Raw genomic sequence first — 25,023 nt, 5'->3', positions numbered from 1 at the left:
TTAGTTGTCACTACTGTCGCCTTCTTTTTCTACTACCTTGTCAGTTGGTTTTTCTTCTTTAGATTTTTCGTAAGTCTCTTTCTGTTTCTTGAGTACCGTTGGTTGTAAAATAGTAGTAACAGGCTGATTATTAGCGCTCCGTGCTTGTAGTTTTTCACTGACAGTATTATAAGTTATTTCATTACCACTGACTTCACTTCCAGCTTGCTTGACTAGGGCATTACCTGAAATAATGATTGTATTCGAGTTAGGGCTATAGGTTATTTCATCTGCCTGCAAGGTAATTAAGCTACCATCTTCTAGTTGTTGCTCGAATATAGCAGGTTTGCCTTTTGCCAAATAAGTTTCATTTTTTTCATCATTCTTCTTATTAACTTGACTAAAGACTTTAACTACATCGGCGGTAATAGAAATAGAGCCTTGACGAATAATAACATTATCTAAATAACTGATAATTTTATTTTTTAGATCGGCATCTTGACTTTCAGCGACTATAATTATTTCCTGTTCCAAATCTTTTATTGCCGCCAAAGCGTTACTGACAAAGAGTAAACTTGAGGCTACGGCTAAAACTGAAACTGTTTTTTTAATTAAATTAACTTTCATCATGTTTTTTATAAATAGTACGTTCATGCTGGATTAAGGTCATTTTTTTTGTGTTTAAATCGATAATTAATCCTGAGCCGTACATGGTGAAATCTCTTCCCACCACAACAACTGATTGCTCTGAACTAATGATATTGGTTTTTAAATCTAATGCTATTGTTTTGCAGTGAATCTCTTTTATTAAGCCGTCAATTTCTGTCGCTTTAATATGTACTTGATTCTTTAGCTCTACACGGTTGTCTTTGTAAAGTGTCGCTTCTTGCGCACTGACCTTCCATGGCTGGCCTTCTTTTTGCGGATATAATGTGTAATTCGGCAATTCAAAGTAACTGACTTCCAAATCAGAGTAATGCTCCATTCTTTCTGCTTCAATAGTGTGGGAGAGTTGCCCTAAGTCACTATAGATTTTACTTTCTAGCTGCTCAGCAATAAAATCCGGACGTTGCTCATCAACAATTAAAGTATCTTGTTCTATTGATGCACTACGCCATTCAATAATGCCATAAATTAGCGCACTAAGCAGTAAGACAAATAGCGCTAGGCTATTTAATCGATTCATATACTGGCGCCTGATGCTTTGTCTAAGCTATTTTGGCTTTGCATGATCAAATCACATGTCTCTCTTACCGCGCCAAATCCACCACGAGTAAAAGTGGTATAATTGGCAGAACGAAGAACTAAAGGATGTCCATCGGAAACACTAATGCCTAAGCCAACGGCTTCAATACAAGGTAAATCAGGTACATCATCACCAATGTACGCTACCTCTTCAATAGTAATGTTTAATTGTTCAATTAAATCAATTAATGCAGGTAACTTATCTTCTTGGCCTTGAATAATATGTGCAACATTTAATGCTTTCATACGATACTCAACGATAGCTGAAGTTCTTCCCGTAATAATCGCAACATCAACGCCACTAGCACCTAAGGCCTTAATGCCAAAACCATCTTTTGTATGAAAAGCTTTTAGCTCTTCACCATCATTGCCTAAATAAATTCTGCCATCAGAAAATACACCATCGACATCACATACCAGTAACTTTATTTGTTGCGCTTTAGCTAAAACGTTGTGTTCTACATTGCCATATAGGGTATTCATTAAAGTACTCCGGAACTTAAGAAGTCATGCATATTCATTGCACCTACAGGTATATTGTTGCTATCGACAATGATAAGGCCGTTTATTTTTTTATCTTCCATTATTTTTAGCGCCTGTGCGGCAAGCATATCACTCTGCGCTACACTAGGGTTATGGGTCATTACTGTGTTAATACTTTCACTGTGGATATCTATCCTATTGTCTAATACCCTGCGAAGATCACCATCAGTAAATAAACCGACTAGTTGTTGTTGTTCATTAACTATAGCAGTCATGCCCAGGCCTTTTAAGGACATTTCAACTAAGGCGTCTTTGATAAGAGCATTTTCCGAAATCATAGGTACGCGATCGTCTTTATGCATAATGTCGCTTAGGCGCAGTAATAGACGTTTGCCTAAACTGCCACCAGGGTGAGATAAAGCGAAATCCTCTGCGGTAAAATCACGCGCGTTGAGTAAAGCAACGGCTAATGCATCACCCATTACTAGGGTTGCCGTGGTACTTGATGTTGGCGTTAAACCAAGAGGACAAGCTTCAGCCGATACTTTAATGCAAACATGGGTATCGGCTAATTTAGCTAAGGTAGATTCAGTGTTGCCAGTCATTGAAATTAATTTAGCACCGATGCGCTTTATAACCGGAATTATAGCAAGTACTTCACTAGTTTCACCCGAATTAGAAATGGTTAAAACCACATCATTGCTGGTGACCATGCCTAGATCGCCATGACTAGCTTCTCCAGGGTGAACAAAAAATGATGGTGTGCCAGTACTAGCAAGCGTAGCCGCTATTTTACCACCAATATGACCTGATTTCCCCATGCCAATGACGATTACTCGTCCTTTGCAATGAAACATGAGTTGACAGGCAAGTTCAAAGTTATCATCAATAAACTGTACTAGTTCAGCGATAGCTTGCTGTTCAATCTCAATAACGTTTTTTGCTAATTCTTTGAAATTTTTCATAATGATTAATTAACAGCAACCTTTATTATGACAATTGACTAAAAAGTAATACTTGGTAAGCGATAAAGCTTAACAGTAATAATGCACCCTTGGCACGAGTAATTCTAAATGCACCTAAGCGGCGACTAAAACATAAGATAAATAGCAGCAAAGTAATACCTAACATATAAGGCGCATCTCTACTGGCAGCTAAAGCGTCAATATTACCAGGAGCTATTAGACCGGCTATTGGGAGAACAGCTAAAATATTAAAAATGTTAGAGCCTATTATATTGCCTAATGCTAAATCATCTTCTTTTTTAATGATGCTCATAATGCTTGCGGCGAGCTCAGGTAAACTGGTACCTATCGCTATAATAGTTAAACCTATAACTAAGTCACTAATACCATAAGCTTTAGCAATATATACAGAAGAATCAACCAAAAAGCTCGCGCTCAATGGTAATAAAATGATTCCAACACCCAGCCAAATTAAAGATAACTTCATACTAACGGCAGCGGCAACATCTTGTTCTGCTTCAATAATCAACGGATCATCACTGGGTTTACCCCTTGTTTTCTTCAATGTGATGACAAGGAGTGTAATAATGTAGATGGCAAAGCCAGATATCAAGATAATACCTTCAATGAAACTAAAGTGATTATCAAAAAGTAACCAATACCCTAAGGCGGTAACGGCTAATATAAGGGGGATTTCACGCTTTATTGTTTGTGATGAAACGGTTAACGGCTGTAGTAAAGCGGTAATACCAAGTACCAAGGCAATATTGGTAATGTTTGAACCAATAGCATTGCCAATGGCTGTATCTGGGTTACCTTGCATTGATGCCGTTGCAGCCACCATCATTTCTGGTGCTGAAGAACCCATAGCAACGATAGTTAAACCAATTATCATTGGTGAAATACCTAAGTTTCTTGCTAATGATGAAGCGCCAAAAACGAATTTATCGGCACTCCAAACTAAAACAACAAGGGCAATGAGTAATATAAATATTTGTTCTAGCATTAATGGCTCCAAAGTTAAGGGTAAATTGTCGCTGGTTGTTGAGCAAAAAAGAAGTAAATAATGTCAACTGAAGGAAAATAATATTCTTTTGTCTTACTTTTGAGCAAAAACGATCACTTTCTTACAATTTAACCTCTGATTTTTACACTTATTGCGCTGTTATTTGTTTATTTCTAATGAAGAATTGTTACCGCTCAGGTAAAATCACCTCTATTAAAAGAATTCCTATTGTAAATTCAGACAATAAACAACAGTGACGTTGAACCATGACAAATCCCGCACTTGAAGAAAATTTGGTTGAAATTGAAAACCTGACCTTTAAACGAGGTGAACGGGTGATTTATGACGATATCAGTTTGTCTATTCCTAAAGGCAAAGTTACCGCTATTATGGGGCCGAGTGGTATTGGTAAAACGACATTACTTCGCTTGATTGGTGGCCAAATAAAGCCTGAAAGTGGCAATATATTTTTTGCAGGCAGAAATATCCCTTTGTTATCGCGCGCTGACTTATATGAAGTCCGTAAAGATATGAGCATGCTCTTTCAAAGTGGTGCGTTATTCACTGAAATGAGTGTTTACGATAATATCGCCTTCCCCATAAGAGAACATACCCAATTATCTGAAGCCATCATTGAAAAAATTGTTTTGATGAAACTTGAAGCTGTTGGTTTACGAGGTGCAAGGCACTTACAACCCAGTGAGCTTTCTGGAGGAATGGCCCGTAGGGTAGCACTAGCAAGAGCTATTGCATTAGATCCTGAACTCATTTTATACGATGAACCTTTTGCTGGCCAAGACCCTATTTCTATGGGAGTCATTGTCCGGTTAATACGTTCATTAAATGATGCGCTGGGGTTAACCTCTATAGTGGTTTCACATGATGTTCCTGAAGTTATGAGCATCGCAGATTATATTTATATTGTTGCTGAAAAGAAAATTATTGGCCACGGTACACCTGATCAAATACGCCAAGATAGCTCTGCTCTAGTACAACAGTTTATTCAAGGTGAAGCTGATGGCGCGGTGCCTTTTCATTATGAAGCACCAGCTTATAGTGATGAACTCATTAAAATATCGTCAAAAAGAGTTAATTAAATGAATCAGTTTCAAGGCGGAAAATAGTGCAGCAGATACAGTTTTTAGGTAAACAAACGCTCAATATGATAAGTGGTCTAGGCCGCGCAGTAATTTTGTTGATCTCTGCGTTAATGCATGTACCCAATATTCGCAAGGGCACGCCTTTACTGATGCAACAGCTATACAGTGTTGGTGTATTGTCTTTGTTGATTATCGTGGTGTCAGGTACGTTTATTGGTATGGTCTTGGCTTTACAAGGCTATACTATTCTTGTGGGTTATGGCGCGGAAGCAAGTTTAGGTCCTATGGTTGCACTGTCGTTATTACGAGAGCTTGGCCCTGTGGTTGCCGCTCTGTTATTTGCGGGTCGTGCAGGATCGGCACTTACCGCTGAAATTGGTTTGATGAAAGCGACTGAGCAATTATCAAGTCTAGAGATGATGGCGATTGATCCATTAAGACGAGTAATTGCCCCGCGTTTTTGGGCTGGATTTATTAGCTTACCCCTGTTAGCTGCTATTTTTTCTATGGTAGGAATACTTGGCGCTCATGTTGTTGGTGTGGATTGGTTAGGTGTTGATGGCGGTACTTTTTGGTCAGTAATGCAAGATCAAGTCGACTTCCAAAAAGATATTCTCAACGGTATTATTAAAAGTATTGTTTTTGCTTTTGTTGTGATGTGGATAGCCGTATACAAAGGCTATGATTGTGAACCTACCTCTGAAGGTATTAGTCGAGCGACTACTTCAACTGTGGTGCAATCATCATTACTGGTGTTATTTTTGGATTTCATTTTAACGGCATTAATGTTCGTCAAGTAATTTAGGCTCATAAAGCAATTACTGAACATTGTTATCTCGTTAGAATTTTATTAGTGAATTTTTTATTACAAGGCGTTGGTGAAAGACATGGTGTCTAAGAAAGTAGAATTATTGGTAGGTTTTTTTGTTGCATTAGGTTTAGCGGCCTTATTGATGTTATCACTTAAAGTCGCAGACTCAGGTATAGGTGGTAATGGTGAAAGTTATCAGCTTTTTGCTAAATTCGATAATATTGGTGGCTTAAAAGTGCGCTCACCGATCAAAGTAGGTGGGGTTGTTGTTGGTCGTGTTAGTGATATTTCATTAGATGAAGAAGACTATACACCAGTAGTTACTCTTGAAATTTATACACAATATAATAAGTTCTCAGAAGCTACTTCTGTCGCAATATTAACTGCAGGTTTATTAGGTGAGCAGTATTTAGGTGTGCAACCTGGTTTTGTAGATGAGTCCGTAGATACTTTGCAGCCAGGCGACTTTATTGAAGACACGAAACCAGCATTAGTACTAGAAGAATTGATAGGACAGTTTTTATTTAGCCAAGGAAGTGGTGAGGAGTAGATAGGTGAGTTTAACTAAGTTTTGTACAAGTAATATTATTTTGGGTTTAACGATTGGTCTGGCATGTAGTTTGACCATTAGTAAGAGTGCTCTTGCTAATAATGAAACAGCAATAACTTTGCCTTCTCAGACAACTGAGCTATCCACAGAGTCAACGCGCCTAATCGTAGACCAAAGTAATCCATATCAGATGGTACAAGGTGCGGCTGAGCAGACTTTTAAACGTTTTGCGCGTGAGCAACAAGCTATTCAAGAGAATCCAAACTTGTTGAAAGATATTGTTCGAGAAGAACTGATGCCTTATATCAACTATAAATATTCAGCCTTTAAAGTCATTGGCAAACATTTAAGAAAAACAACAGATGCCGAACGTCGTGCCTTTGTACCCGTATTTCGAGAGTATTTAGTGAGCTCTTATGCACAAGTCTTTACTTTATACGATAACCAAGCCGTAGAGTTTTCTCCGGAAAGGTCATTCGCGGGTAAAAAAATAGTGGCTGTAAATACGCGTATTATTATGGTGGGTCGAGATAATATTGATGTGGCGTTCAAGGTAAGGCTTAATAAAAAAACGAAACAGTGGCAAGCATTTGATATGGTTGCAGAGGGAATCAGCTTACTTGACTCAAAGCAAGCTGAGCTAGGTAGTATCATCAGACAAAAAGGCCTACCTTACGTTACTGAATTATTAAAAAGCAAAAGTACTCGAAACATTGTTTTTAAAAATCGCGCCGTAAAAGATGAAAGTTCAGCAGCAAAAAAAGAACAGCAAGGATAAATAGTGAGTAAAGCGAATATAGTTCTTAATCATGGTACCCTAACTGTCTCTGGTCAATTGAGCCGACATAGTGTCGCGCATATCAAAAATAGTGAATATGTAAATTGGTTTGCACATGGCGCTATTAACGTTGATTTAAGTGACGTTAGTAAGGTTGATACTGCTGGCCTTGCTTGGCTTTTTTACCTTTTAGAGCAGGCTGCACATCATTCTTGCCAGCTAAGTTTTAGCAATATACCTGAAAAATTAACTAAACTAATCACCTTAAGTGGCGTAGATGGTTTATTACCTATAACATGCGATTAGTATTATAAATATAACGAACAAAGGAGACTCCCTTGGAAGTTGGTGAAATCGAAGAATTAGTAAAAAAATTGATAACTGATACCCTTGAACTTGATGAGATTCATGTGGTTTTTGATGGCTCTCAATGCCGAATTAATGCGATAAGTGATCTATTTGATGACTTAAGCCGCGTTAAACGTCAACAAGCAGTACTTAAGCCATTAGCTGATATTATAAAAGATGGCACAATCCACGCAGTGACGGTGAAAACATTTAATAAAGCACAATGGCAACGCGATAAACTATTTAATAGTTAGTATTAATGAGTAATAGTGTTACTAAATTGTACTTTTAATGCCTAGTTTTTTAATGCTGGGCATTTTTGTGTATACTGGCTCGATATTTTTTAATCATTTTAAGTAAGTAGTAGTTATTTTGGACGCATTTAAAGTTATTGGTGGTAAACCACTTCGCGGCGATGTCGTGATTTCCGGAGCAAAAAACGCAGCTCTTCCTATTTTAATGTCGGCGCTGTTATCTAAAACGCCTGTTGTTTTTAGTAACGTACCGCAGCTAAATGATATCCTAACAACGGTTAAGTTATTAGGTCAGTTAGGTGCCAAAACAAAGTGGCTTAATGAAGAGAAACTGATGATCGATGCTAGCAGCATTGATGTTTGTCGTGCACCTTATGATTTAGTAAAAACCATGCGTGCATCAATTTTAGTTCTTGGTCCATTATTAGCCCGTATGGGGCATGCGGAAGTATCTTTACCTGGTGGATGTGCCATTGGCGCGAGACCCGTTAACCTGCATATCCAAGGTTTAAAGCTTATGGGCGCAGATATTACCGTTGAAGATGGTTATATTGTGGCTAAAAAGCAAGGTCGTTTAACTGGCGCAACTATTTTCATGGACACGGTTAGTGTAACTGGTACGGAAAATTTAATGATGGCCGCAGCATTAGCTGAAGGTATTACCATTATTGAGAATGCTGCACGTGAGCCTGAAATTGTTGATTTAGCCAACTGTTTAATAAGCATGGGTGCTAAAATCACAGGTGCAGGTACTGATACCCTAACCATTGAAGGTGTTAGTGAACTTTGTGGTAAAGAATACTCGGTTATGCCTGACCGTATTGAAACAGGTACTTTCTTGGTGGCTGCAGCCGTAACTCAAGGGCACATTAAGTGCTTAAATACGGATCCATCCTCGTTAGAAGCTGTATTAAGTAAGCTTCAAGAAGCAGGTGCAACCATCACTACAGGTGATGATTGGATTGAACTTGAAATGTCTGCGCCGGCAAAAGCGGTCAATGTTAGAACGGCTCCACATCCTGCGTTTCCTACTGATATGCAAGCACAGTTCATGACTATGAATGTATTAGCAGAAGGTACGGCAACCGTTATCGAAACTATCTTTGAGAACCGCTTTATGCATGTTCCAGAATTACAACGCATGGGTGCAGATATCGCTTTAGAAGGCAATACCGCTATTGTTAAAGGAGTTGCTAGCCTGAATGGTGCTCAAGTAATGGCTACCGACTTACGTGCTTCAGCAAGTCTTGTAATTGCTGGTTTAGTGGCAAAGTCACCAACTCAAGTTGATCGAATCTATCATATTGACCGCGGTTATTTGTGCATAGAAGGTAAGTTACAAAGTTTAGGTGCAGATATTACTAGAATCAAAGTTGATTAAAATCTCGTTATGAGATGAGTTCATTGTCATAGATATGGCAGTATTTAAAAAGCTAGGTCTTTATAAGAGCTGGCTTTTTTTGTGCCTTTCACTTAGAGAATGCATAAATATAAGAGTCACCATTTAGGATGCGTGATTCATAAGCTCTACAAGAGGTTAGAGGCTTTCATTGTTAAACAACGAAGATGTAATCATCTACTCAGATATGATGTAGGGGCGCTTTAATGGGAGCCTTAATCTGAACTGAAGGCAAGTATGTGTATAGAAACGTTTAGAGAGAAGGTAGGGTTGGAAGAAAATAAAATGTATTTTTAGATAGGCAATAAAAAAGGACATCCAATTAAGGTATGTCCTTTCTTTAACATCTTTAGGTTTGTTATCGAATAACTAACCTAAATATTGCAAATTAAAGTGCAACGATGTTTTCAGCTTGAGGTCCTTTCTGACCGTCAGTAACTGTAAATTCAACTTTTTGACCTTCAGCAAGAGTTTTAAAACCGTCACCAACGATAGCGTTGAAATGAGCAAAAACGTCTGGACCATTTTCTTGCTCGATGAAACCAAAACCTTTAGCTTCGTTAAACCATTTTACTGTACCAGTTGTAGTAGACATATGTGTATCCTATAAATATTTAAGAGTAATTGTGCTAACAATCTTGGCATAAAGCTAAGCTGTTAGGGGTTTGCTAAAAAGAGTTGCTATTACTTATAAATCAGGACGTGTTACAGATATCTTATCTAAGGTAAGCATGAGATAACATCGAAATGGTGTACAAAAAAATAAAACTAACTTCAAGCTGGGTGCATTATATAGCTTGAATAATTCTTGTCAACTATAATACCTATTTCATTAAGTTATTGATCCCTTGTACTGGCTAAAATACTCCAAGATTGCATCACTTTTAATCCTAATAGCTCGCTATTGCTCAATAGAGTGCCTAACTTTGATCTATTAACCCTTCGTAAACAAAATCAAAAACTTAATGAGATTAGTATAACTGTAATCTAAATGGCAAGTTAAAGGTAAGTTTAGACTTGCCGTTTAGATTGATTACTATAATTTAAATTTTTGTACTGATTGCTGTAACTCTTCAGCTAAACGAGCAACTTCACTACTTGATGCTGCTGTTTGTTGTGAACCCGCGGTTGTTTGCTCGGCAATAGTCACAATGGACTCAAGGTTTTCACTGATTTCATGGGCAACAACACTTTGCTCTTCAGCGGCTGTTGCAATTTGCGAGCTGCGATCGAATGCCTCGTGTACAGCATGAGTAATTGTTTCGAGAGCTTGGTCAGCTTCCTCACTTTGATTTACACAATCACTTGCTTTAGATTTACCTGCATCCATTACGGTTACAGCTTTTCCAGCGCCCGTTTGTAGTGCTTCTATCATTGTTTGGATTTCAGACGTTGATTCTTGTGTTCTACTTGCTAGTGTTCGAACTTCATCTGCAACGACAGCGAAGCCTCGTCCTTGCTCACCAGCTCTTGCTGCTTCAATAGCAGCATTCAATGCCAGTAAGTTAGTTTGCTCAGCAATACCACGAATTACATCTAATATTCCGCCAATTGAGGCACTGTCTTGTTGTAATTGATTGATAACTTGAGAGGCGGATTCTACTTCATTAGCAAGCATTTCAATGGTCTGACGGTTCCTAGCTGAAATACCTTTAACACGTTCAGCTTCTTCATCTGCATGTTTAATTTCGCTTAAAGCATCATTTGCACTAGAAAGTACACTTTGTGAGGTACTGCTCATTTCTGTTGTCGCCGAAGCGGCTTGTTCTACTTGATTACGCTGTTCTTCAATTGCAGTGGTACTTTGTGCAGTAACTGCTGAGGTTTGTTCTGCAGCAGCAGCTAACTGCGCTGAGCGATTGACTATACTTTCAATCAGGTTACGTAAACTATCGATTAATAAATTACAATTTTTTGATAACTGAGCGAATTCATCTTTACCACTTTCATCTAGTTTCAACGAAAGATCACCAGAGGCCACAATACTTAGCATTTCATTAACTCGTGCTAACGGACGTGTAATACCAATAAGTGTAATTCGAGCAATTATGAGCGCAACAGCAATTGATATGAGCATAATAATGGTTGTATGAGTTGTGCCATTGCTTACTGAGTCTTCGATTAGTTGACTGGAAGTTATCGTTGTTTGGTTAGCTAGTTCAAGTTGCTTATCTAATATTCTATTTACTTGCTTAGCTACCTTTTCTTCCTGTGAGAGCATAAGAGAAGCTTGTCGATTAGATTTTAACTGCTTGTTTTTGTGGGCTATGATGCCATTTTCTTGTGATAAAAGACTTTCTATTTCATTGAACGCTAAGGTCACTTGTTCTGAGATGTCTTTAATTTCATGGCTATTTAATTCAAAGGTAATATTATCAACTGATTGTCTTGCATCACTAATACTACGTGTAAGCTCACTACCAATAAACTCTGCTGTGCTTTCATTCAAGATATCACGATACTCTAGAGCGGAAGAAACAATCGAGTTCAACTGATTCTCGAAGTAGTCACTTAAATTAATTGCCCGCTGAAGCTTGGTATCTGCGAGTTCATGGTCAGCCAAATCTAGCAGTAACATAATAGTGTTATCGGCTTTTTCTTCTAAAATATCAATCTTCTCAGTCAATAGCTGCTTTTGTTCAATAGAAATTTTACGATTGTTAAACAATTCAATACTCGCATTATTAAAATTCGAATATAGCTGGTCTACTTGAGTCAAGTTCGTCAATAAATCTTGTTCAGAGGCGACAATTTGTTTTAATTCTGATAATTGCTGCGCGAATACTGTTTCTATCTTTTTATAATTATTAAGGTTACCGGCTAATAGAGCATGATCCTCTTGGTAATAACCTTTCAAGGTTAAGTTACTCATCTGACTGATCTCAATAGCAAGTTTATTACTGGCTTTGAGTGTTGGAATAGCTAATGTGTTCTGCTGCTGAGTCGACTCGCTGATGGTGCTTAAATTAGATAACGATATGGTACTAATGACTATCAGTAAAGTTGAGATGATGGCAAAGCCACCAATTATTTTTACAGCTACAGTTAAATTCATTGAATCCACCCAATTGAAAGGCTACTTGCCTTGTTAATACGTTAGTTAGTTTTGATATATCAAGCTATGTTTGTATCGGCAGGTATTTGGAAATACTTAATTGCCAATAACTTTTTATTATACTCAGTGAGAAATAGTTATTGTTAATCACTCAGTTCAGAGCTTTGTATAAAGTATTTTTTATCATGCCAGCGAAGCATGGTCAATTGATTACCCCAAACACAGCCAGTATCTAAGGGATAAATATTAGGATGCGAACTTTTACCCATAAGCGAAGCCCAGTGGCCAAACACCCAACTTGTATTATTGATAGTTTGAGATAGTTCATACCAAGGGACTATGTTAGTAAGCGTGATATTTTCAGGAGAGTCTTTCTGTTCAAACTCTAGAGTCCCATCAGTAAAACAAAATCGCATACGGGTAAAGGCATTAATACTATAACGAAACCTTTCAATTTCAGTAATTGCTTGATGCCAATCGTTTGGTTTTTCACCATACATAAGTGCTAACCAAGTATTACGATCACTACTGGCTAATTTAGTTTGAATAAATTTTGCTTGCTCTAATGCAACGGATAGTTGCCACTGAGGTGATATTCCGGCATGGCTCATATAGGCACTGTTATTATTAGCTTGATTTATAGCATTTGAATTCGAGCAAGTATTAGGTATTTCTTGTAATAAAGGCTGTGCCGCTAACCAGTCCATAAGCTCATTAACATCTGGGGCTGCTAATAGCGCAGATAAGTTATCTGATTTTTTAGCTTTTTTAATACCAGCGTGCACTGAGAGTAAATGTAAGTCGTGGTTACCTAAAACTACTTTGGCGCTTTCTCCAAGAGATTTTACAAAGCGTAGGGTTTCAAGAGAGTTTGGACCGCGAGCGACTAGATCGCCCGCAAGGTAAAGGACATCGTTGTTACGGTCGAAATTGACCTGTAATAACAAAGAGGATAACTCATTAAAGCAACCCTGAATATCGCCTACCAGATAGATTGCCATAAACTATACCATTTTGATTAAGTTTCTTTTCGCTCAGCGAGAGTTAAAAGGCTTAGAGGTAGGCATTGATTGAAGAGAATGGTTATTCAGGAGAATATGCTCCTGAATTCTCTAAGAAGCTACATTCATGTAGCGTCCTTGTCAAACTCAATAACGTAGTATCTAAGCCTTTACCTTTTATTAGGTACTCGCCTTTCGGGAGTTTGTCAGCGATTCGATAACCGTACTGAATTCCTTTCATATAGAATAACTATAATGTAAAAAATTCAATTTGTTCTCAAACCGCTGACAAGCTCTGAGTGGGAACAACCTTAGTCAAATTGGTATTAATCTACTTCGGGTGCAGAATTCTCGTTCAAATTATTATTTGCTGGTTCAGTCATTTTGTTTTTTGCCATACGTCTTTTTTCTTTAACTGGAGCAGCTTCTGGCGGATTATCAACAATAAAATCGGCAAGTTTTTTATACTCATCAAGAGATAAGTTCTCTGGGCGTAAATTAGCATCAATGTTTAATTCAGCTAACTGCGCTTCAGTAATTAATTTCTTAAACGTATTTCGAATAGTTTTTCTGCGCTGGTTAAATGCGGCTAAACAAACGGTGTTCAGTGCATTTATGTCTTTAACAGGGTTCTCAATATGCGCATGAGGAATTAAACGTACTATCGCTGAATCTACTTTGGGCGCAGGTTTAAAAGCCTCGGGCCCAATTTCCATTACGGGAAACACTTGGCATTGATATTGAGTCATTATTGACAAACGACCATAGGCTTTGCAGTGTGGTCCTGCAGCCATACGTTCTACCACTTCTTTTTGCAGCATGAAATGCATATCTTTCACTTTATCTTTAAAAGTTAAAAGATGAAAAATAAGTGGTGTTGAAATGTTATAGGGTAAATTACCAAAAATTCGCAGTGGCTGTTCTTCAGTCGCTAACTCGGAAAAATCAAACTTCAGTGCATCGGTCTCATAGATAGTTAAATCCTTAGCTAAAAATGGATGATGACGCAGCCTATGGGCAAGATCTCTGTCCAATTCAACGACTGATAATTTACCTGCGCGTTCGATAACAGGTTCTGTTAATGCACCTAAACCTGGACCAATTTCTATTAAGTTTTCACCTGGCTCAGGGTTAATGGCATCGACAATGTCGCTGATAACAGCATCATTATGGAGAAAGTTCTGTCCAAAGCGTTTTTTAGCTTGATGGCCTAAATGTTTTTTGTCGTTCATAACTACTTCTTTGTTAAACTATTTGTTACTAGCTAAGTTGATGGCGTTGTTCATTGCTTCAATAAAACTGCCTGAGTCTGCGGTACCTTTACCTGCAAGTTCAAGCGCTGTCCCGTGATCAACGGAAGTACGGATAAACGGTAAACCTAGCGTTATATTTACTGAAGAGCCAAAGCCTTTGTACTTCAGCACAGGAAGACCTTGGTCGTGATACATAGCTAAAATCGCATCCGCTTCAGCCAAGTACTTTTCTTGAAAAATGGTATCGGCTGGTAAAGGACCAATAATATCTATGCCATCAGCGCGAAGTTCAGCAAAAGCTGGTTCCATGATTTCTATTTCTTCACGGCCAAGATGGCCATCCTCACCCGCATGAGGGTTAATACCACAAGCATATATTTTAGGTGATTTGATACCAAATTTTTCTTGCAAGTCTTTATGTAAAATTCTAGTGACTTTCTGCAAGCGTTCATAGGTAATTGCTTTAGATACATAGGCTAATGGTATATGTGTTGTAACTAATGCGACTCGAAGGCCTTTAGTCGCAAGCATCATTACAACATCACTGCAGTTGGCTTGAGTTGCAAAGTATTCGGTGTGTCCACTAAATGCAATACCCGCTTTATTTATTAGTCCTTTGTGAACAGGACCGGTAACGATTGCATCAAATTCACCAGATATATTTTTTTCACTGGCAATTCTTAACGTTTCTACCACGTATGAGCCATTTGCACTATTTAGTGTTCCGGGTACGCAAGGTTCAGTTAGCTCAACATCAAGTACTGTTAAACTGCCTGATTTTTGAGATTTCGCTGGAGCATGTTGATCATAATCGATTATGGTTAGCGGTAAAGAAAGCGCTTTTGATCTTTCTTGTAATAATGCTTTTGAAGCAATGACAACCATTTCAACAGGCCAATCTTGCTGAGCGATAGTAATTATTAAGTCGGGACCAACACCAGCAGGTTCTCCGGGGGTAATGGCAATGCGTTGTGTCATTACTTGTTATCCTGTTCAAATATTTCAATATAAGCTTCATCGCGTGTTTCTTTTAACCAACGGGTACTTTCCATACCATATTTACGATTAAAAAGAATTTGATAAGCACGGTTTTCGTTCAATTGTGAAGTGGCGTCAACCATACGGCGATCTTCTAACTTAATAATATGCCAGCCAAAAGAAGAACGAAATGGTTTATGGTAGCCACCTTTTTTCATGGTTGCGAGTGCTTCTGTAAAAGCAGGGTCATAGTTCTTAGGATCTGCCCAGCCTAAATCTCCACCGCGAACTGACGTTGGCCCTTCAGAATGTTCTTTAGCTAACTCTTCAAAGGTAGCTTCTCCAGCATCTATCTGATTTAAAAATCCTTGTAATAAACTCTTGGCCTTTTCATCACTTAAAATAATTGATGGCTTAATTAATATATGGCTAGCTTTTACTTCTTCCACCTCAACTACTTTTCTACCGCGAATATCCAATACTTTAACTATGCTATAACCTAAGCCAGTTCTGATGGGGCCAACAATAGTGTCTTTAGGTTTATCATTAATTAGTTCTGAGAACAGTGTTGGCATTTCATTGATATTTTTCCAACCTAAATCTCCACCTTTTAACGCGTTAGCATCACCTGAAGAGGTTATTGCAATTTTAGCAAAGTCTGAACCATCATTAAGTAACTCTACTACCTTTGTTGCGCGAGTCTTAGCTGCAGCTAAATCTTCTTGGCTAGCATCCGCAGGGAATTCTATTAAGATGTGGCCTAAATGATATTCGACATTATTACTGCTTTGTTCTTTCATTACTTTAAGTAAATTGTCCACTTCTTGTGGAGAAACAAATATTCGACGCCTAACACTATTACGGCTAACTTCACCTGAAACAAGTTCTATGCGGACATTCTCACGGTATTTCTCATAACTAGTACCCTCATCAATCACCTGTTGGCGAAATTGAGCTAAAGTTAATTTATCTTCTCTGGCCATGTTATTTAAGGTTTGGTCAAGTTGTGCATCACTAATTTGGATGCCCATGCGCTGACCCATTTGACTGAGTAGGCTGTCATTAATTAATTTATCCATCACTTGAATACGTAAAGCTTTATCGGAGGGTAAGCTCTGATTATTTTTTTTAGCTTGTTGCTTAATATTGACAAGTAGGTCGTTAACTTCAGACTCAAGTACTACACCAGTATTAACAATGGCTGCTACTCTATCAAGCAGTTCTTCTTTAGCTTGCACTGACGTGATAGTAGTAATAATAAGGCTAGAGGCTAACAGTAATGCTTTAATTCTATATTTCATATTTTTTATATCTTGTTTTATATTTTTAATATTGCGTATGGTGCTAATTCTGTAAGTAATAAGGGCGTTTATAACCAAATATGCTCTTATCAAACATCTCTTGCGTACCGATGGCTGATTGTTTGCCGTCTAAGCCTTTAATGATTAGTTTGATACTAATGCCTGTATCAAACTGTTCACGACCCTCACTAACAAAGCTGGCGGCATCTAAGTTAGAGTTAATATGGCGCTGGTAGGCTATACGCACCGCCCAACAACAACTTTCATATTGAAAGCCAGCATATGATTCTAAACTTCTATCTTGCTGTAAGTCTTGTGTTAAACGACCGACAAACGCCCAGTTTTCGTTAATAGCAATACTTGTTAAGAGGGAAGCTTGTTCTAAGCTATCTCCTGAGACATTACGAGTATAGCGATGGTTCAATTGAATTAGATTATATTTATTAATTTGATAATCAAGATTAACTTGCCCTTTATTAGTAAAGTCCTCTAGGGTGTTATATTGAATATCTCCACTGACCTGCCACTGATGATTTATTCGGTAGAATAAATCTGCTGCAACAGATGACTGTTTATTGTCAATGCCGCCATTATCAGTTAACAAGGCATCATTGGCAAGGTCGGTATTATTTTCACCAAGATATTGAATACGACCAAGACTAACACGAATTATTTCCAAGTTCTCTTCATCAAGTAATCGACTGGTAATACCCCAAGTAAACTGATTAGCTGCCGCGATTCTATCTAAACCACTGTAACGGGTATCACGAAAAATCCCGTGGAAATCATCTTGTAAAATGGTGGTGTCATATAAGCCAATATTAGATTGATCTTCATCTGGCACATAAAGGTATTGTAATTGTGGCTCTAAGGTATGGCGATAGCTTTGTCCAAAAGCGAGAAGTTGTCTATCAAAATTAACACCTGCATGGATACGTACCTTAGGTAGGGTTCTGTCTACTGTTTCTTCTAATGAGCTGCCTGCCGAAATATTGTCTTGTTGATAATAAGTATGCATTAACTTTACTTCAGAGTTTAAAAACCAAGAAGGTCTAGTAATTGGGAAAGTAAACCCCGCTTCAACATGGTAGCGATTTGCCGATACTTGATCTTTCTCTGAGGGTTGAAAATTAGTCATTTCAGAATAAAGTTCAAATTGGCCAGATAAAAAATTTAACGGTTGCTGGGCTGATAGTTCAAGGTGAGGTAATGTTTTATAGCTCGACTGATGATCACCGAGTACTTCAAAATCTTGTAATTGCAATGTCGCTTGCCACTGTTCGCCAAAGTAAGCTAATTCTCCAATTTGATAAAGATAAGCATCGTTTGAATTATACTGTTTACTGCCAATATCAACTAAATAGTTATCATCACTAATGGTGGTGTAATCAATATAAGCGCGGAAATCTTCAGAAAAAGTGCCTATATGTTGAAATCGCGCTAAATATCGAGGATCGTCATTGGTTTTAATTTTTTTATCTTTATTTAAATATTCAAGATCAATTTTACCCGATTGTTGGTCCATTAAATAACGAAATTCAGTTTGCAATTGCGTGCCGCGTTCAGACATATAGCGCGGAGTAATCGTGGCATCATAATTCTCGGCAATATTCCAATAAAAAGGGGCAGTAAACTCTATGCCTAAGCTGCTAGACGTACTTAGTTCAGGATACAAAAAGCCAGTTAAGCGTTCTTTAGATATTGGAAAAGAAAAGTAGGGCACATAAAAAACAGGTACATCGAGTACTCTAAATTGGGCATGATAAGCTTCACCAAAATCTCCCTTTGCAGAGAGGTTAATCTCAGAAGCCTTTATTTGCCAATCAGGCACTTCTTGTAAACAGGTGGTAAAAGTTGAGTCGACTAAACTCATCATGCCATCACTGTTGATTGACAATTTCCCTGCTTTACCATGGCCTGGATTGCCATCAAGTTGGTATGAAGCAGCGGTCATCTCTGTTGACTTATCAATTTTACTTGCACTTAGCTTATCGGCAAAAATATTGATTTGTTTGCCTTGGTAATGAATATTCCCAATGGCTTCTATTTGCATTTTTAAGCGATTAAAGGAAAGTTGGTCGGCAATTATTTTCTGACCCTTATCTACCAGAATAACAGAGCCGTTGAATAGTGCGATTTGGTCTTGTTGTATACTTGCTTGTGAAGAGGATATACGGATAGTGCTATCAACAACTTCAGGTATACCAATGGCAATATCATCAAATTCAGGTAATGGGCACTGCATCAATCTAGTTTCAGGGGATTGACTTTTTTGTTCGACGTTAGCGTGAGCCTTCTGTGAAAGGCAAACTACTAACAGTGCAACTAGGGTAAAACTTAATGTACGGGAAAAAAACATTTATTGTCCGAAAATGGTGAAAGTATTTATAAATTGATTTTATAGCGATGAATCAAGTATTTTAACGACTAATTGCTTTATGATATAGCAATTTTTTCAGTTGGACTAACTTCTTATGTCGAATAGCAATTTGAATAAATTTCTTTCCAACTCAGAGTTATGCTTAATATACTTTAACAAGGCAAGTTTTTTTAGGTTTAGTTATTCTAAATTAAATGAATTTAACGATGTTAGTGGGTATTTAGTGAACTCCTGAAGGGCGAGTTTAAAAGGCTTATATGCAGTGTTATTGATTTTTGCAAGGGAATAACCATTCTCCGCAATCAATGCCTTACCTCTAAGCCTTTTAATTCTCGCTGAGTGGGAAGGACTTAATCAACTTGCTATAGGTTCATCTATTGGTTAGATATTATTGTAAGGAATGCTTAAAAAAATGCATATTTGGGGTAAGATTTTAGGTTTTTTGTTTGGTTTTATGCTCAGTAAAAACCTGTTTGGGGCTTTATTAGGTCTTTGGCTAGGTCATATGTTTGATCGTGGCCGAGGTTTTAATTTCAATGGGTTAGCCGGCGGTAAAGAAGATGAGATAGCTCGACAAGCTGCTTTTTTCTATACCACTTTTTCTGTGATGGGACATGTTGCCAAAGCTAAAGGGAAAGTGACTAGTCATGAAATTATGTTCGCTAGTGCTTATATGGACAAACTGGGACTAAGTAGTGAATTACGTGAACAAGCACAAGATGCTTTTCGCGAAGGAAAGTCAACAGGTTTTCCGCTCAAAGATCGCCTTGTTAAATTTAAACGTTTGATGGGCAATAGACATGATTTGTTGCTAATGTTTTTAGAAATACAAGTTCAAGTTGCCTTTAGTGATGGCGAATTAGATGACGCAGAGCGTTCTGTTTTGCACACCATAGCAAAACTGTTAGGTTATTCAGCTGGTGAACTTGATAAATTATTAGAAATGATTATTGCTGGCGCTAATTTCCATCAACAACAAGGCGGCCGAGGTTATCATCAGCAGGGATCAGGAAATATACCCGCTAGCGGTCAGCAATTAGATAATGCTTTTAAAGTTCTGGGGATTGATAAAAACTCAGAAATGCGAGTAATCAAAAAGGCTTATAAAAAATTAATGTCTCAACATCACCCAGATAAATTAATGGCTAAGGGTTTACCACCAGAAATGATGGAAAGTGCTAAAGAAAAAACACAAGAAATTCAAGCCGCATACGACTTGATTGAGAAACAGAATAAATAGCCAAAAATAAAAATCAGAGTGCATTACTTTTAAATTCTGTACTCTGATTAGAAACCATCAAACCATCAAACCATCAAACCATCAAACCATCAAACCATTTGATGTTAAATCGCTTTAGGGGGCAACTTTACCAACCAATAGCTTTTAGCCAGCTATTAATTTGGCTCAATAATTCTTCTTCTGGATAATAACCGGTAACGGTATTGTTTAACTGACGTTGGCGGTAATATACTTTCATTTCTTGCTTCGAAAAGGCCCTTCTTTGTGCTGCCTTGTTTAGCACTAGTGGATTATCGTGTTTAAGGTAAAGGTCGAGTATAGGTAATTCTGTTGAAGCCACCTGACGTGCAAAGTTTTCATTTACACCATTAATAAGTGCATGATTACTTTGTCGATAACTACTTAGCATGATGAGTGCATTGGGCTGCTGACTATCATCTTGGCTGTATATATCGACTAGTAAGGCAGCATTATTTCCTTGAGCAATCACTAGCACTATGCCGGGATACTCTCTTGCGGTATTCATAACAGCATTGAGCATGCTATTTAGTTTACTTTTATACTCTTTGAGGACTAATTGATTTTCTTTTTTCTGTTCTGCAACCGTAATTTCCGTTGAGGGATAATTCTCTGGTTTATTACTCGGCTGTATGGCAATAGTGCTCCAACCTTTAGCTGGAAGGGCATTACGTAAGTAATTAATAGCTTTTGGATTGGTGGCGCCTTGCTGCCATTCAGGTAATAAAATCACAACGCCTTTACCGTTCGCACTGGTATATCTTTTCACTAAAGTCAGATAATCATCAGGTCCCGCGAGTAATGGCTTTACTTGTTCATCTGTTAGGTAATGCTTAAGGTCTTCTTTATACTGTTGAGTTAATTCGATAGGCTTTTTTATTGGAGTAACTTTATTCGCAGTCTTTTGAGTATTCTCTGCTGACGCGTCAGTTTTCTGTTCTTCTGCAAAGGTCAGGGGGGAGCAAATAAAAGTAAGCATACAGATAAATAAAACCAATGGTATTGAGCTGATTTTATTTCGACTTACGTTATGTGGACTTGTCGTATGCAACTGTTTTTCCTTAAAGCTCTTAAGCCTCATGGGTATTACCCTTTACCAATAATTCTATATCGACCATAGAATAAAAGCGCGACATAAAAAGAATTAAATGAAAGGGCACGGCGCATCAAAAGTAATCGCTTGTTCAGTTCTTGGATGGAATAAGCTTAATTTCAACGCATGTAATTGTAATCTGTTTCTCATCGTTAATGCTTCTTCAGGCGCATAAAGCCTATCCCCTAAAATGGGATGACCTAAAGCTAACATATGGACTCTAAGTTGATGAGAACGCCCGGTAATAGGTGTTAGTTCAAGCAAGGTGTTAGCTTGTTCATCTATTGAATCATTATGACTAAGTACCCGATAATGTGTTAATGATTTTTTGCCGTTCTCATGATCAACTTTTTGCTTTGGTCGATTGGGCCAGTCTGATATTAATGGTAAATCAACACTGCCTTCATTTAGTTCGACTAAACCCCAGACTCGGGCAAGGTAGCTTTTTTGAGTTTTTCTTTGCTCAAATTGACGGCTAATAGCAACATGTGCTGGTTTGTTCAACGCCATAATCATTATGCCTGATGTGGCCATATCTAACCTATGCACGATAGTTGCGGTAGGTAACACTCGTTGTACACGATTTTGTAAACAATCTTGATGTTCAGGTAAGCGACCTGGCACGCTTAAAATACCACTTGCTTTGTTTAAGACAACAATATCGTCATCTTGGTAAATAATATCAAGGTAAGGTGACATAGGGGGGAGATAAATAAAATCAGGGTTTGCGCTCATTAATTTCTCAAAATAGAGGGCTATGCTCTAATGAACATAGCCCTATAATTTATTAGTGGGTAGCCAGTTAACGTTTAAGCATTAGTGAGTAACTACTATCATGCGAATGGCTTCAAAGGTCAATTGCGCTTTATCAATATAGTGGCTCAATTCATCTTGTTGTTGGCTAATAAAGTCAATCTCTTCTTGGCGCACACTTGGGTTAATCGCTTTTAATGCGGTTAACCTATGATGCTCTAATGAGAGTTTACTTTGCATAGCAGCTAAAGATTTCTTTTGAATTTCAACAATGTGTTGCTCGCCGTGTATTTCTGCTTTTGCAACCAAAGGCGTTATTTGGGTCTTAAGTGCTTTGATAAGTTGTAATGCCATTTGCTTTTTAACCGGTGATAATTGTTTATCAAGTACTTTTTCACTGACTTTGTCGGCTAAATTATTGCCATTTTTGTCTACCAGAATACGAATTGGCGTAGTAGGTAAATAACGACCTAACTGTAAATGAGCAGGGGCGGTAGCTTCAACAGTAAATAAGCATTCAAGGAAAAATGTGCCTACTGGTAACGCTTCATTTTTTAATAAACCAATACTGGCGTTACCAATTTCATCGCTCAAGACCAAATCCATTACCCCACGAACCATAGGATGATCCCACGTTAATAATTGATAATTTTCATTAACTAAGGCTGTTTCTCTATCAAAAGTAACCGTAGTGCCGTCTTCAGGTAAGCAAGGGAAGTTACTATTAAGCATATGCTCGCTTTGATTTAAGGCAATAGCATTATCGGCTTTATCATCTTGCTGCACACCAAAAACATCTAGTGCTTGAAACATAAATTGAGGCAAGTTTATGTCGTTATCAACTTGTTGGATTTTTTCAACTAACTCATGTGCACGACCTTGTCCAGATGAGTTCAGCTCTAATAATTTATCTCGGCCAGATTCTAATTCCGCTTTAATAGATAAATGTTTCTGCCAACTATCACTGATGAGTGATTCTGCCTCAACTGACTGCTGCTGGCAGCTTAATGCTAATGAGAGTAATTGCTCACCGAAGGTTTCAAAAACCACTCGACCCGTAATACAAGTATGCTCAAATGCTTGCATACCTTGTTGGTACCAATCAAATAATAATTGCTGTGCCGAATCTGCAAAGTAAGGCACATGAATACGGATTATCTCTGTTTGTCCGATCCTGTCTAAGCGGCCAATGCGTTGCTCTAATAAATCAGGGTTACTTGGTAAGTCAAAAAGTACTAGATGATGAGCAAATTGAAAATTACGCCCTTCACTACCAATCTCAGAACAAAGCAATAATTGAGCACTATCTTCGTCTTGGGCAAAATAGGCGGCAGCCTTATCGCGTTCAAATATCGATAGACCTTCATGGAAAACAGCGCTGCGGATACCTTCTTTAATACGAAGAACGGCTTCTAAATCAATAGCTGTTTGGGCGTTTGCACAAATGACTAAGACTTTTTCTCTTTTAAGCGACTGTAATAGGTCAATTAAATAATCAACTCTAGGATCAAAATCAGTCCACGTATCATTTCGTTGATCCAAGCCGTGTAGCATTTCTGGAGTGAAAATATATTTAGCCTGCTTTGATTTAGCTAGGGCTTCTGGGCAGTCACTGAGCATAAACTCATTAATATTTTCTTGATATTGCTCGGGCATAATAAGTACTGTAGGCACTACTTGGCGGGCAGGAAAACCTTTAATAGTATTTCGAGAGTTTCTAAACAAGATACGACCAGTACCATGTCTGTCGAGTAACTGTTTTAATAAACCTTGGCGTACTTTTGCTGATTCTTTACTGTCTGCTTGGTTTAACTCTGTTAGTTGAATGCTGATATCAGTTTCTTTCAATAAATCAGAGAGTGTTGTCTCTTGCTCACTAGAAAGGGGCTTCCCTTCAACTAATGCATTGGCGGCATCAGCAACTTCACTATAGTGGGACTCTTCTTCGGTAAATTTTTGATAATCATAAAAACGGTCAGCATCAAGTAAACGCAAGCGAGCAAAGTGACTTTCATGACCTAATTGGTCAGGAGTAGCGGTTAATAATAAAACTCCAGGGATAACTTGCGCGAGTTGTTCAATACATTGGTATTCAATACTAGGTTTATCTTGTTGCCAGTTTAAGTGATGCGCTTCATCGACAACCATCAAATCCCAATCTTCACTAACCAGTGCGTCGAACCATTGTGGATTATTAGTGATAAAACCTAGATTAACCAATACCAATTGTTCTGAACTAAAAGGATTAGCTTTCTTACCATCAACATAGTTATCCTGGCTGGTTTCAACACAGCGTTCATTATCAAAAATGCTAAAGTTAAGGTTAAATCGGCGTAGCATTTCAACCAGCCATTGATGCATTAAAGATTCCGGCACGATGATCAAAATTCTTTTTGCACGACCAGTGACTAATTGCTGGTGGATTATTAAACCGGCTTCAATTGTTTTACCTAAGCCAACTTCATCGGCAAGTAAAACTCTCGGAGCAAAGCGATTACCGACTTCATCGGCAATGTAAAGCTGGTGTGGTATTAAGCTGACTCGACCGCCCGTCAAACCTGTTAAATCAGATTGCTGCTGTTGATACTGATGTTGTAAACAATCTTTGCGCAAGCGGAACCAGTCTAAACGATCAACTTGGCTATTAAGTAAGCGGTCGTGAGGTTTATTGAATTTAATAAAGTGATCTATCATCACTTCTTTTAGGATGATTTGCTCATTGGTATCTTGGCGTATACCTTCATAGCTGATGATACCTTGGGCTTCACTATGTGAAATTACCTTTAAAGACCAGCCTTCGTGGCTAGGAATAAGGTCATCTTTATTAAATATAACACGCGTTAGTGGGGCATTATCTTTAGCATATTTGCGGGATTCACCTGTAGCAGTGAAAACAATATTAACAAAGCGGTGTTCAACCCCTGTTACTGTACCTAATCCTTGATCTGATTCACTGTCACTGATCCAACGCTGACCTACCTGAAATGGCATAAACTTACTTCTCCAACGATTGCTTAGTTATTACTTTATATT

Annotated in this window: 23 protein-coding genes; 8 read left to right on the top strand and 15 right to left on the bottom strand. The window is 38.0% G+C overall.

The features are described 5' to 3' along the window. The 5 genes from lptA to CPS_RS20335 are packed head-to-tail and all read right to left on the bottom strand — an operon-like array spanning position 1 to position 3,678. A complete protein-coding gene (gene lptA / locus CPS_RS20355) occupies positions 1-609 on the bottom strand; it encodes a lipopolysaccharide transport periplasmic protein LptA (protein WP_232769269.1) in 609 nt (202 codons plus the stop codon). Continuing rightward, positions 596-1,165, bottom strand: coding sequence for an LPS export ABC transporter periplasmic protein LptC (lptC, locus tag CPS_RS20350; RefSeq protein WP_011045269.1), 570 nt, complete (start codon positions 1,163-1,165; stop codon positions 596-598). The genes lptA and lptC overlap by 14 nt, the downstream gene beginning before the upstream one ends. Continuing rightward, positions 1,162-1,707: a 3-deoxy-manno-octulosonate-8-phosphatase KdsC gene (gene kdsC, locus CPS_RS20345; RefSeq protein ID WP_011045268.1), complete on the bottom strand. Its 546-nt coding sequence runs from the start codon at positions 1,705-1,707 to the stop codon at positions 1,162-1,164. Before kdsC ends, lptC begins: the two co-directional genes overlap by 4 nt. Next, the gene (locus CPS_RS20340; RefSeq protein WP_011045267.1) at positions 1,707-2,672 is read right to left on the bottom strand and encodes a KpsF/GutQ family sugar-phosphate isomerase; all 966 of its coding nucleotides are present in this window, start codon (positions 2,670-2,672) and stop codon (positions 1,707-1,709) included. The genes kdsC and CPS_RS20340 overlap by 1 nt, the downstream gene beginning before the upstream one ends. Before the next feature lie 25 nt (positions 2,673-2,697). Next, entirely contained in the window at positions 2,698-3,678 is a 981-nt protein-coding gene (locus CPS_RS20335) for a calcium/sodium antiporter (RefSeq protein WP_011045266.1), read from the bottom strand. Positions 3,679-3,944: 266 nt separating this feature from the next. Here CPS_RS20335 and mlaF point away from each other — a divergent pair, with 266 nt between their 5' ends. The 7 genes from mlaF to murA all read left to right on the top strand — a co-directional run bounded on the left by mlaF (position 3,945) and on the right by murA (position 8,900). Continuing rightward, complete coding sequence (mlaF, locus tag CPS_RS20330) at positions 3,945-4,775, top strand: phospholipid ABC transporter ATP-binding protein MlaF (RefSeq protein WP_041737153.1); 831 nt, start codon at positions 3,945-3,947, stop codon at positions 4,773-4,775. Between the two features lie 26 nt (positions 4,776-4,801). After that, positions 4,802-5,578 (top strand): lipid asymmetry maintenance ABC transporter permease subunit MlaE, encoded by a 777-nt coding sequence (gene mlaE / locus CPS_RS20325; RefSeq protein ID WP_011045264.1) that lies wholly within the window; start codon positions 4,802-4,804, stop codon positions 5,576-5,578. Between the two features lie 87 nt (positions 5,579-5,665). Then, positions 5,666-6,139, top strand: a complete 474-nt coding sequence (mlaD, locus tag CPS_RS20320) for an outer membrane lipid asymmetry maintenance protein MlaD (protein WP_011045263.1) — start codon at positions 5,666-5,668, stop codon at positions 6,137-6,139. 4 nt (positions 6,140-6,143) lie between these two features. Further along, a complete protein-coding gene (locus tag CPS_RS20315; RefSeq protein WP_011045262.1) occupies positions 6,144-6,917 on the top strand; it encodes an MlaC/ttg2D family ABC transporter substrate-binding protein in 774 nt (257 codons plus the stop codon). Between the two features lie 3 nt (positions 6,918-6,920). Further along, complete coding sequence (locus CPS_RS20310) at positions 6,921-7,223, top strand: STAS domain-containing protein (protein WP_011045261.1); 303 nt, start codon at positions 6,921-6,923, stop codon at positions 7,221-7,223. Positions 7,224-7,255: 32 nt separating this feature from the next. After that, positions 7,256-7,519: a BolA family protein gene (locus tag CPS_RS20305; RefSeq protein ID WP_011045260.1), complete on the top strand. Its 264-nt coding sequence runs from the start codon at positions 7,256-7,258 to the stop codon at positions 7,517-7,519. Positions 7,520-7,637: 118 nt separating this feature from the next. Next, positions 7,638-8,900, top strand: coding sequence for a UDP-N-acetylglucosamine 1-carboxyvinyltransferase (murA, locus tag CPS_RS20300; RefSeq protein ID WP_011045259.1), 1,263 nt, complete (start codon positions 7,638-7,640; stop codon positions 8,898-8,900). A 406-nt stretch (positions 8,901-9,306) separates the two neighbouring features. On the opposite strand, the gene CPS_RS20295 is transcribed toward murA, so the two are convergent. The 7 genes from CPS_RS20295 to CPS_RS20265 form a co-directional block, all read right to left on the bottom strand. Next, positions 9,307-9,513 (bottom strand): cold-shock protein, encoded by a 207-nt coding sequence (locus tag CPS_RS20295; RefSeq protein WP_011045258.1) that lies wholly within the window; start codon positions 9,511-9,513, stop codon positions 9,307-9,309. Between the two features lie 441 nt (positions 9,514-9,954). Beyond that, positions 9,955-11,973 (bottom strand): methyl-accepting chemotaxis protein, encoded by a 2,019-nt coding sequence (locus tag CPS_RS20290; protein ID WP_011045257.1) that lies wholly within the window; start codon positions 11,971-11,973, stop codon positions 9,955-9,957. A 143-nt stretch (positions 11,974-12,116) separates the two neighbouring features. After that, complete coding sequence (locus CPS_RS20285) at positions 12,117-12,974, bottom strand: symmetrical bis(5'-nucleosyl)-tetraphosphatase (protein WP_011045256.1); 858 nt, start codon at positions 12,972-12,974, stop codon at positions 12,117-12,119. A 326-nt stretch (positions 12,975-13,300) separates the two neighbouring features. Further along, on the bottom strand, positions 13,301-14,206 hold the full coding sequence (gene rsmA, locus CPS_RS20280) for a 16S rRNA (adenine(1518)-N(6)/adenine(1519)-N(6))-dimethyltransferase RsmA (protein ID WP_011045255.1): 906 nt from the start codon (positions 14,204-14,206) through the stop codon (positions 13,301-13,303). Positions 14,207-14,224: 18 nt separating this feature from the next. Beyond that, positions 14,225-15,205: a 4-hydroxythreonine-4-phosphate dehydrogenase PdxA gene (pdxA, locus tag CPS_RS20275; RefSeq protein WP_011045254.1), complete on the bottom strand. Its 981-nt coding sequence runs from the start codon at positions 15,203-15,205 to the stop codon at positions 14,225-14,227. After that, positions 15,205-16,527 carry a peptidylprolyl isomerase SurA gene (gene surA / locus CPS_RS20270; protein WP_274377093.1) on the bottom strand — a complete coding sequence of 441 codons (1,323 nt, stop codon included), beginning with the start codon at positions 16,525-16,527 and terminating at the stop codon, positions 15,205-15,207. Before surA ends, pdxA begins: the two co-directional genes overlap by 1 nt. A gap of 22 nt (positions 16,528-16,549) precedes the next feature. Continuing rightward, positions 16,550-18,865 (bottom strand): LPS-assembly protein LptD, encoded by a 2,316-nt coding sequence (locus tag CPS_RS20265; RefSeq protein WP_011045252.1) that lies wholly within the window; start codon positions 18,863-18,865, stop codon positions 16,550-16,552. 433 nt (positions 18,866-19,298) lie between these two features. Between CPS_RS20265 and djlA the strand changes: the two genes are divergently transcribed. Beyond that, a complete protein-coding gene (gene djlA / locus CPS_RS20260; protein WP_011045251.1) occupies positions 19,299-20,126 on the top strand; it encodes a co-chaperone DjlA in 828 nt (275 codons plus the stop codon). Between the two features lie 127 nt (positions 20,127-20,253). On the opposite strand, the gene CPS_RS20255 is transcribed toward djlA, so the two are convergent. The 3 genes from CPS_RS20255 to rapA form a co-directional block, all read right to left on the bottom strand. After that, on the bottom strand, positions 20,254-21,195 hold the full coding sequence (locus CPS_RS20255) for a DUF3530 family protein (RefSeq protein ID WP_238383564.1): 942 nt from the start codon (positions 21,193-21,195) through the stop codon (positions 20,254-20,256). A 93-nt stretch (positions 21,196-21,288) separates the two neighbouring features. Further along, positions 21,289-21,972, bottom strand: coding sequence for a pseudouridine synthase (locus CPS_RS20250; RefSeq protein WP_011045249.1), 684 nt, complete (start codon positions 21,970-21,972; stop codon positions 21,289-21,291). Positions 21,973-22,053: 81 nt separating this feature from the next. Then, entirely contained in the window at positions 22,054-24,981 is a 2,928-nt protein-coding gene (rapA, locus tag CPS_RS20245; RefSeq protein ID WP_011045248.1) for an RNA polymerase-associated protein RapA, read from the bottom strand. Between the last annotated feature and the right edge of the window lie 42 nt (positions 24,982-25,023).

It is taken from the genome of Colwellia psychrerythraea 34H (genome assembly GCF_000012325.1).
Lineage (GTDB): Bacteria > Pseudomonadota > Gammaproteobacteria > Enterobacterales > Alteromonadaceae > Colwellia > Colwellia psychrerythraea_A.
This window is presented reverse-complemented; position numbering and strand designations above follow the sequence as displayed.

Bases quoted from the DNA above. Each gene is read 5' to 3' on its own strand.
- pdxA (WP_011045254.1), bottom strand. From the start codon at position 15,205: ATGACACAACGCATTGCCATTACCCCCGGAGAACCTGCTGGTGTTGGT.
- lptC (WP_011045269.1), bottom strand. From the start codon at position 1,165: ATGAATCGATTAAATAGCCTAGCGCTATTTGTCTTACTGCTTAGTGCG.
- mlaD (WP_011045263.1), top strand. From the start codon at position 5,666: ATGGTGTCTAAGAAAGTAGAATTATTGGTAGGTTTTTTTGTTGCATTA.
- lptA (WP_232769269.1), bottom strand. From the start codon at position 609: ATGATGAAAGTTAATTTAATTAAAAAAACAGTTTCAGTTTTAGCCGTA.
- CPS_RS20285 (WP_011045256.1), bottom strand. From the start codon at position 12,974: ATGGCAATCTATCTGGTAGGCGATATTCAGGGTTGCTTTAATGAGTTA.
- CPS_RS20290 (WP_011045257.1), bottom strand. From the start codon at position 11,973: ATGAATTTAACTGTAGCTGTAAAAATAATTGGTGGCTTTGCCATCATC.
- kdsC (WP_011045268.1), bottom strand. From the start codon at position 1,707: ATGAATACCCTATATGGCAATGTAGAACACAACGTTTTAGCTAAAGCG.
- CPS_RS20295 (WP_011045258.1), bottom strand. From the start codon at position 9,513: ATGTCTACTACAACTGGTACAGTAAAATGGTTTAACGAAGCTAAAGGT.
- rapA (WP_011045248.1), bottom strand. From the start codon at position 24,981: ATGCCATTTCAGGTAGGTCAGCGTTGGATCAGTGACAGTGAATCAGAT.
- CPS_RS20335 (WP_011045266.1), bottom strand. From the start codon at position 3,678: ATGCTAGAACAAATATTTATATTACTCATTGCCCTTGTTGTTTTAGTT.
- rsmA (WP_011045255.1), bottom strand. From the start codon at position 14,206: ATGAACGACAAAAAACATTTAGGCCATCAAGCTAAAAAACGCTTTGGA.
- djlA (WP_011045251.1), top strand. From the start codon at position 19,299: ATGCATATTTGGGGTAAGATTTTAGGTTTTTTGTTTGGTTTTATGCTC.
- CPS_RS20250 (WP_011045249.1), bottom strand. From the start codon at position 21,972: ATGAGCGCAAACCCTGATTTTATTTATCTCCCCCCTATGTCACCTTAC.
- mlaF (WP_041737153.1), top strand. From the start codon at position 3,945: ATGACAAATCCCGCACTTGAAGAAAATTTGGTTGAAATTGAAAACCTG.
- CPS_RS20340 (WP_011045267.1), bottom strand. From the start codon at position 2,672: ATGAAAAATTTCAAAGAATTAGCAAAAAACGTTATTGAGATTGAACAG.
- CPS_RS20265 (WP_011045252.1), bottom strand. From the start codon at position 18,865: ATGTTTTTTTCCCGTACATTAAGTTTTACCCTAGTTGCACTGTTAGTA.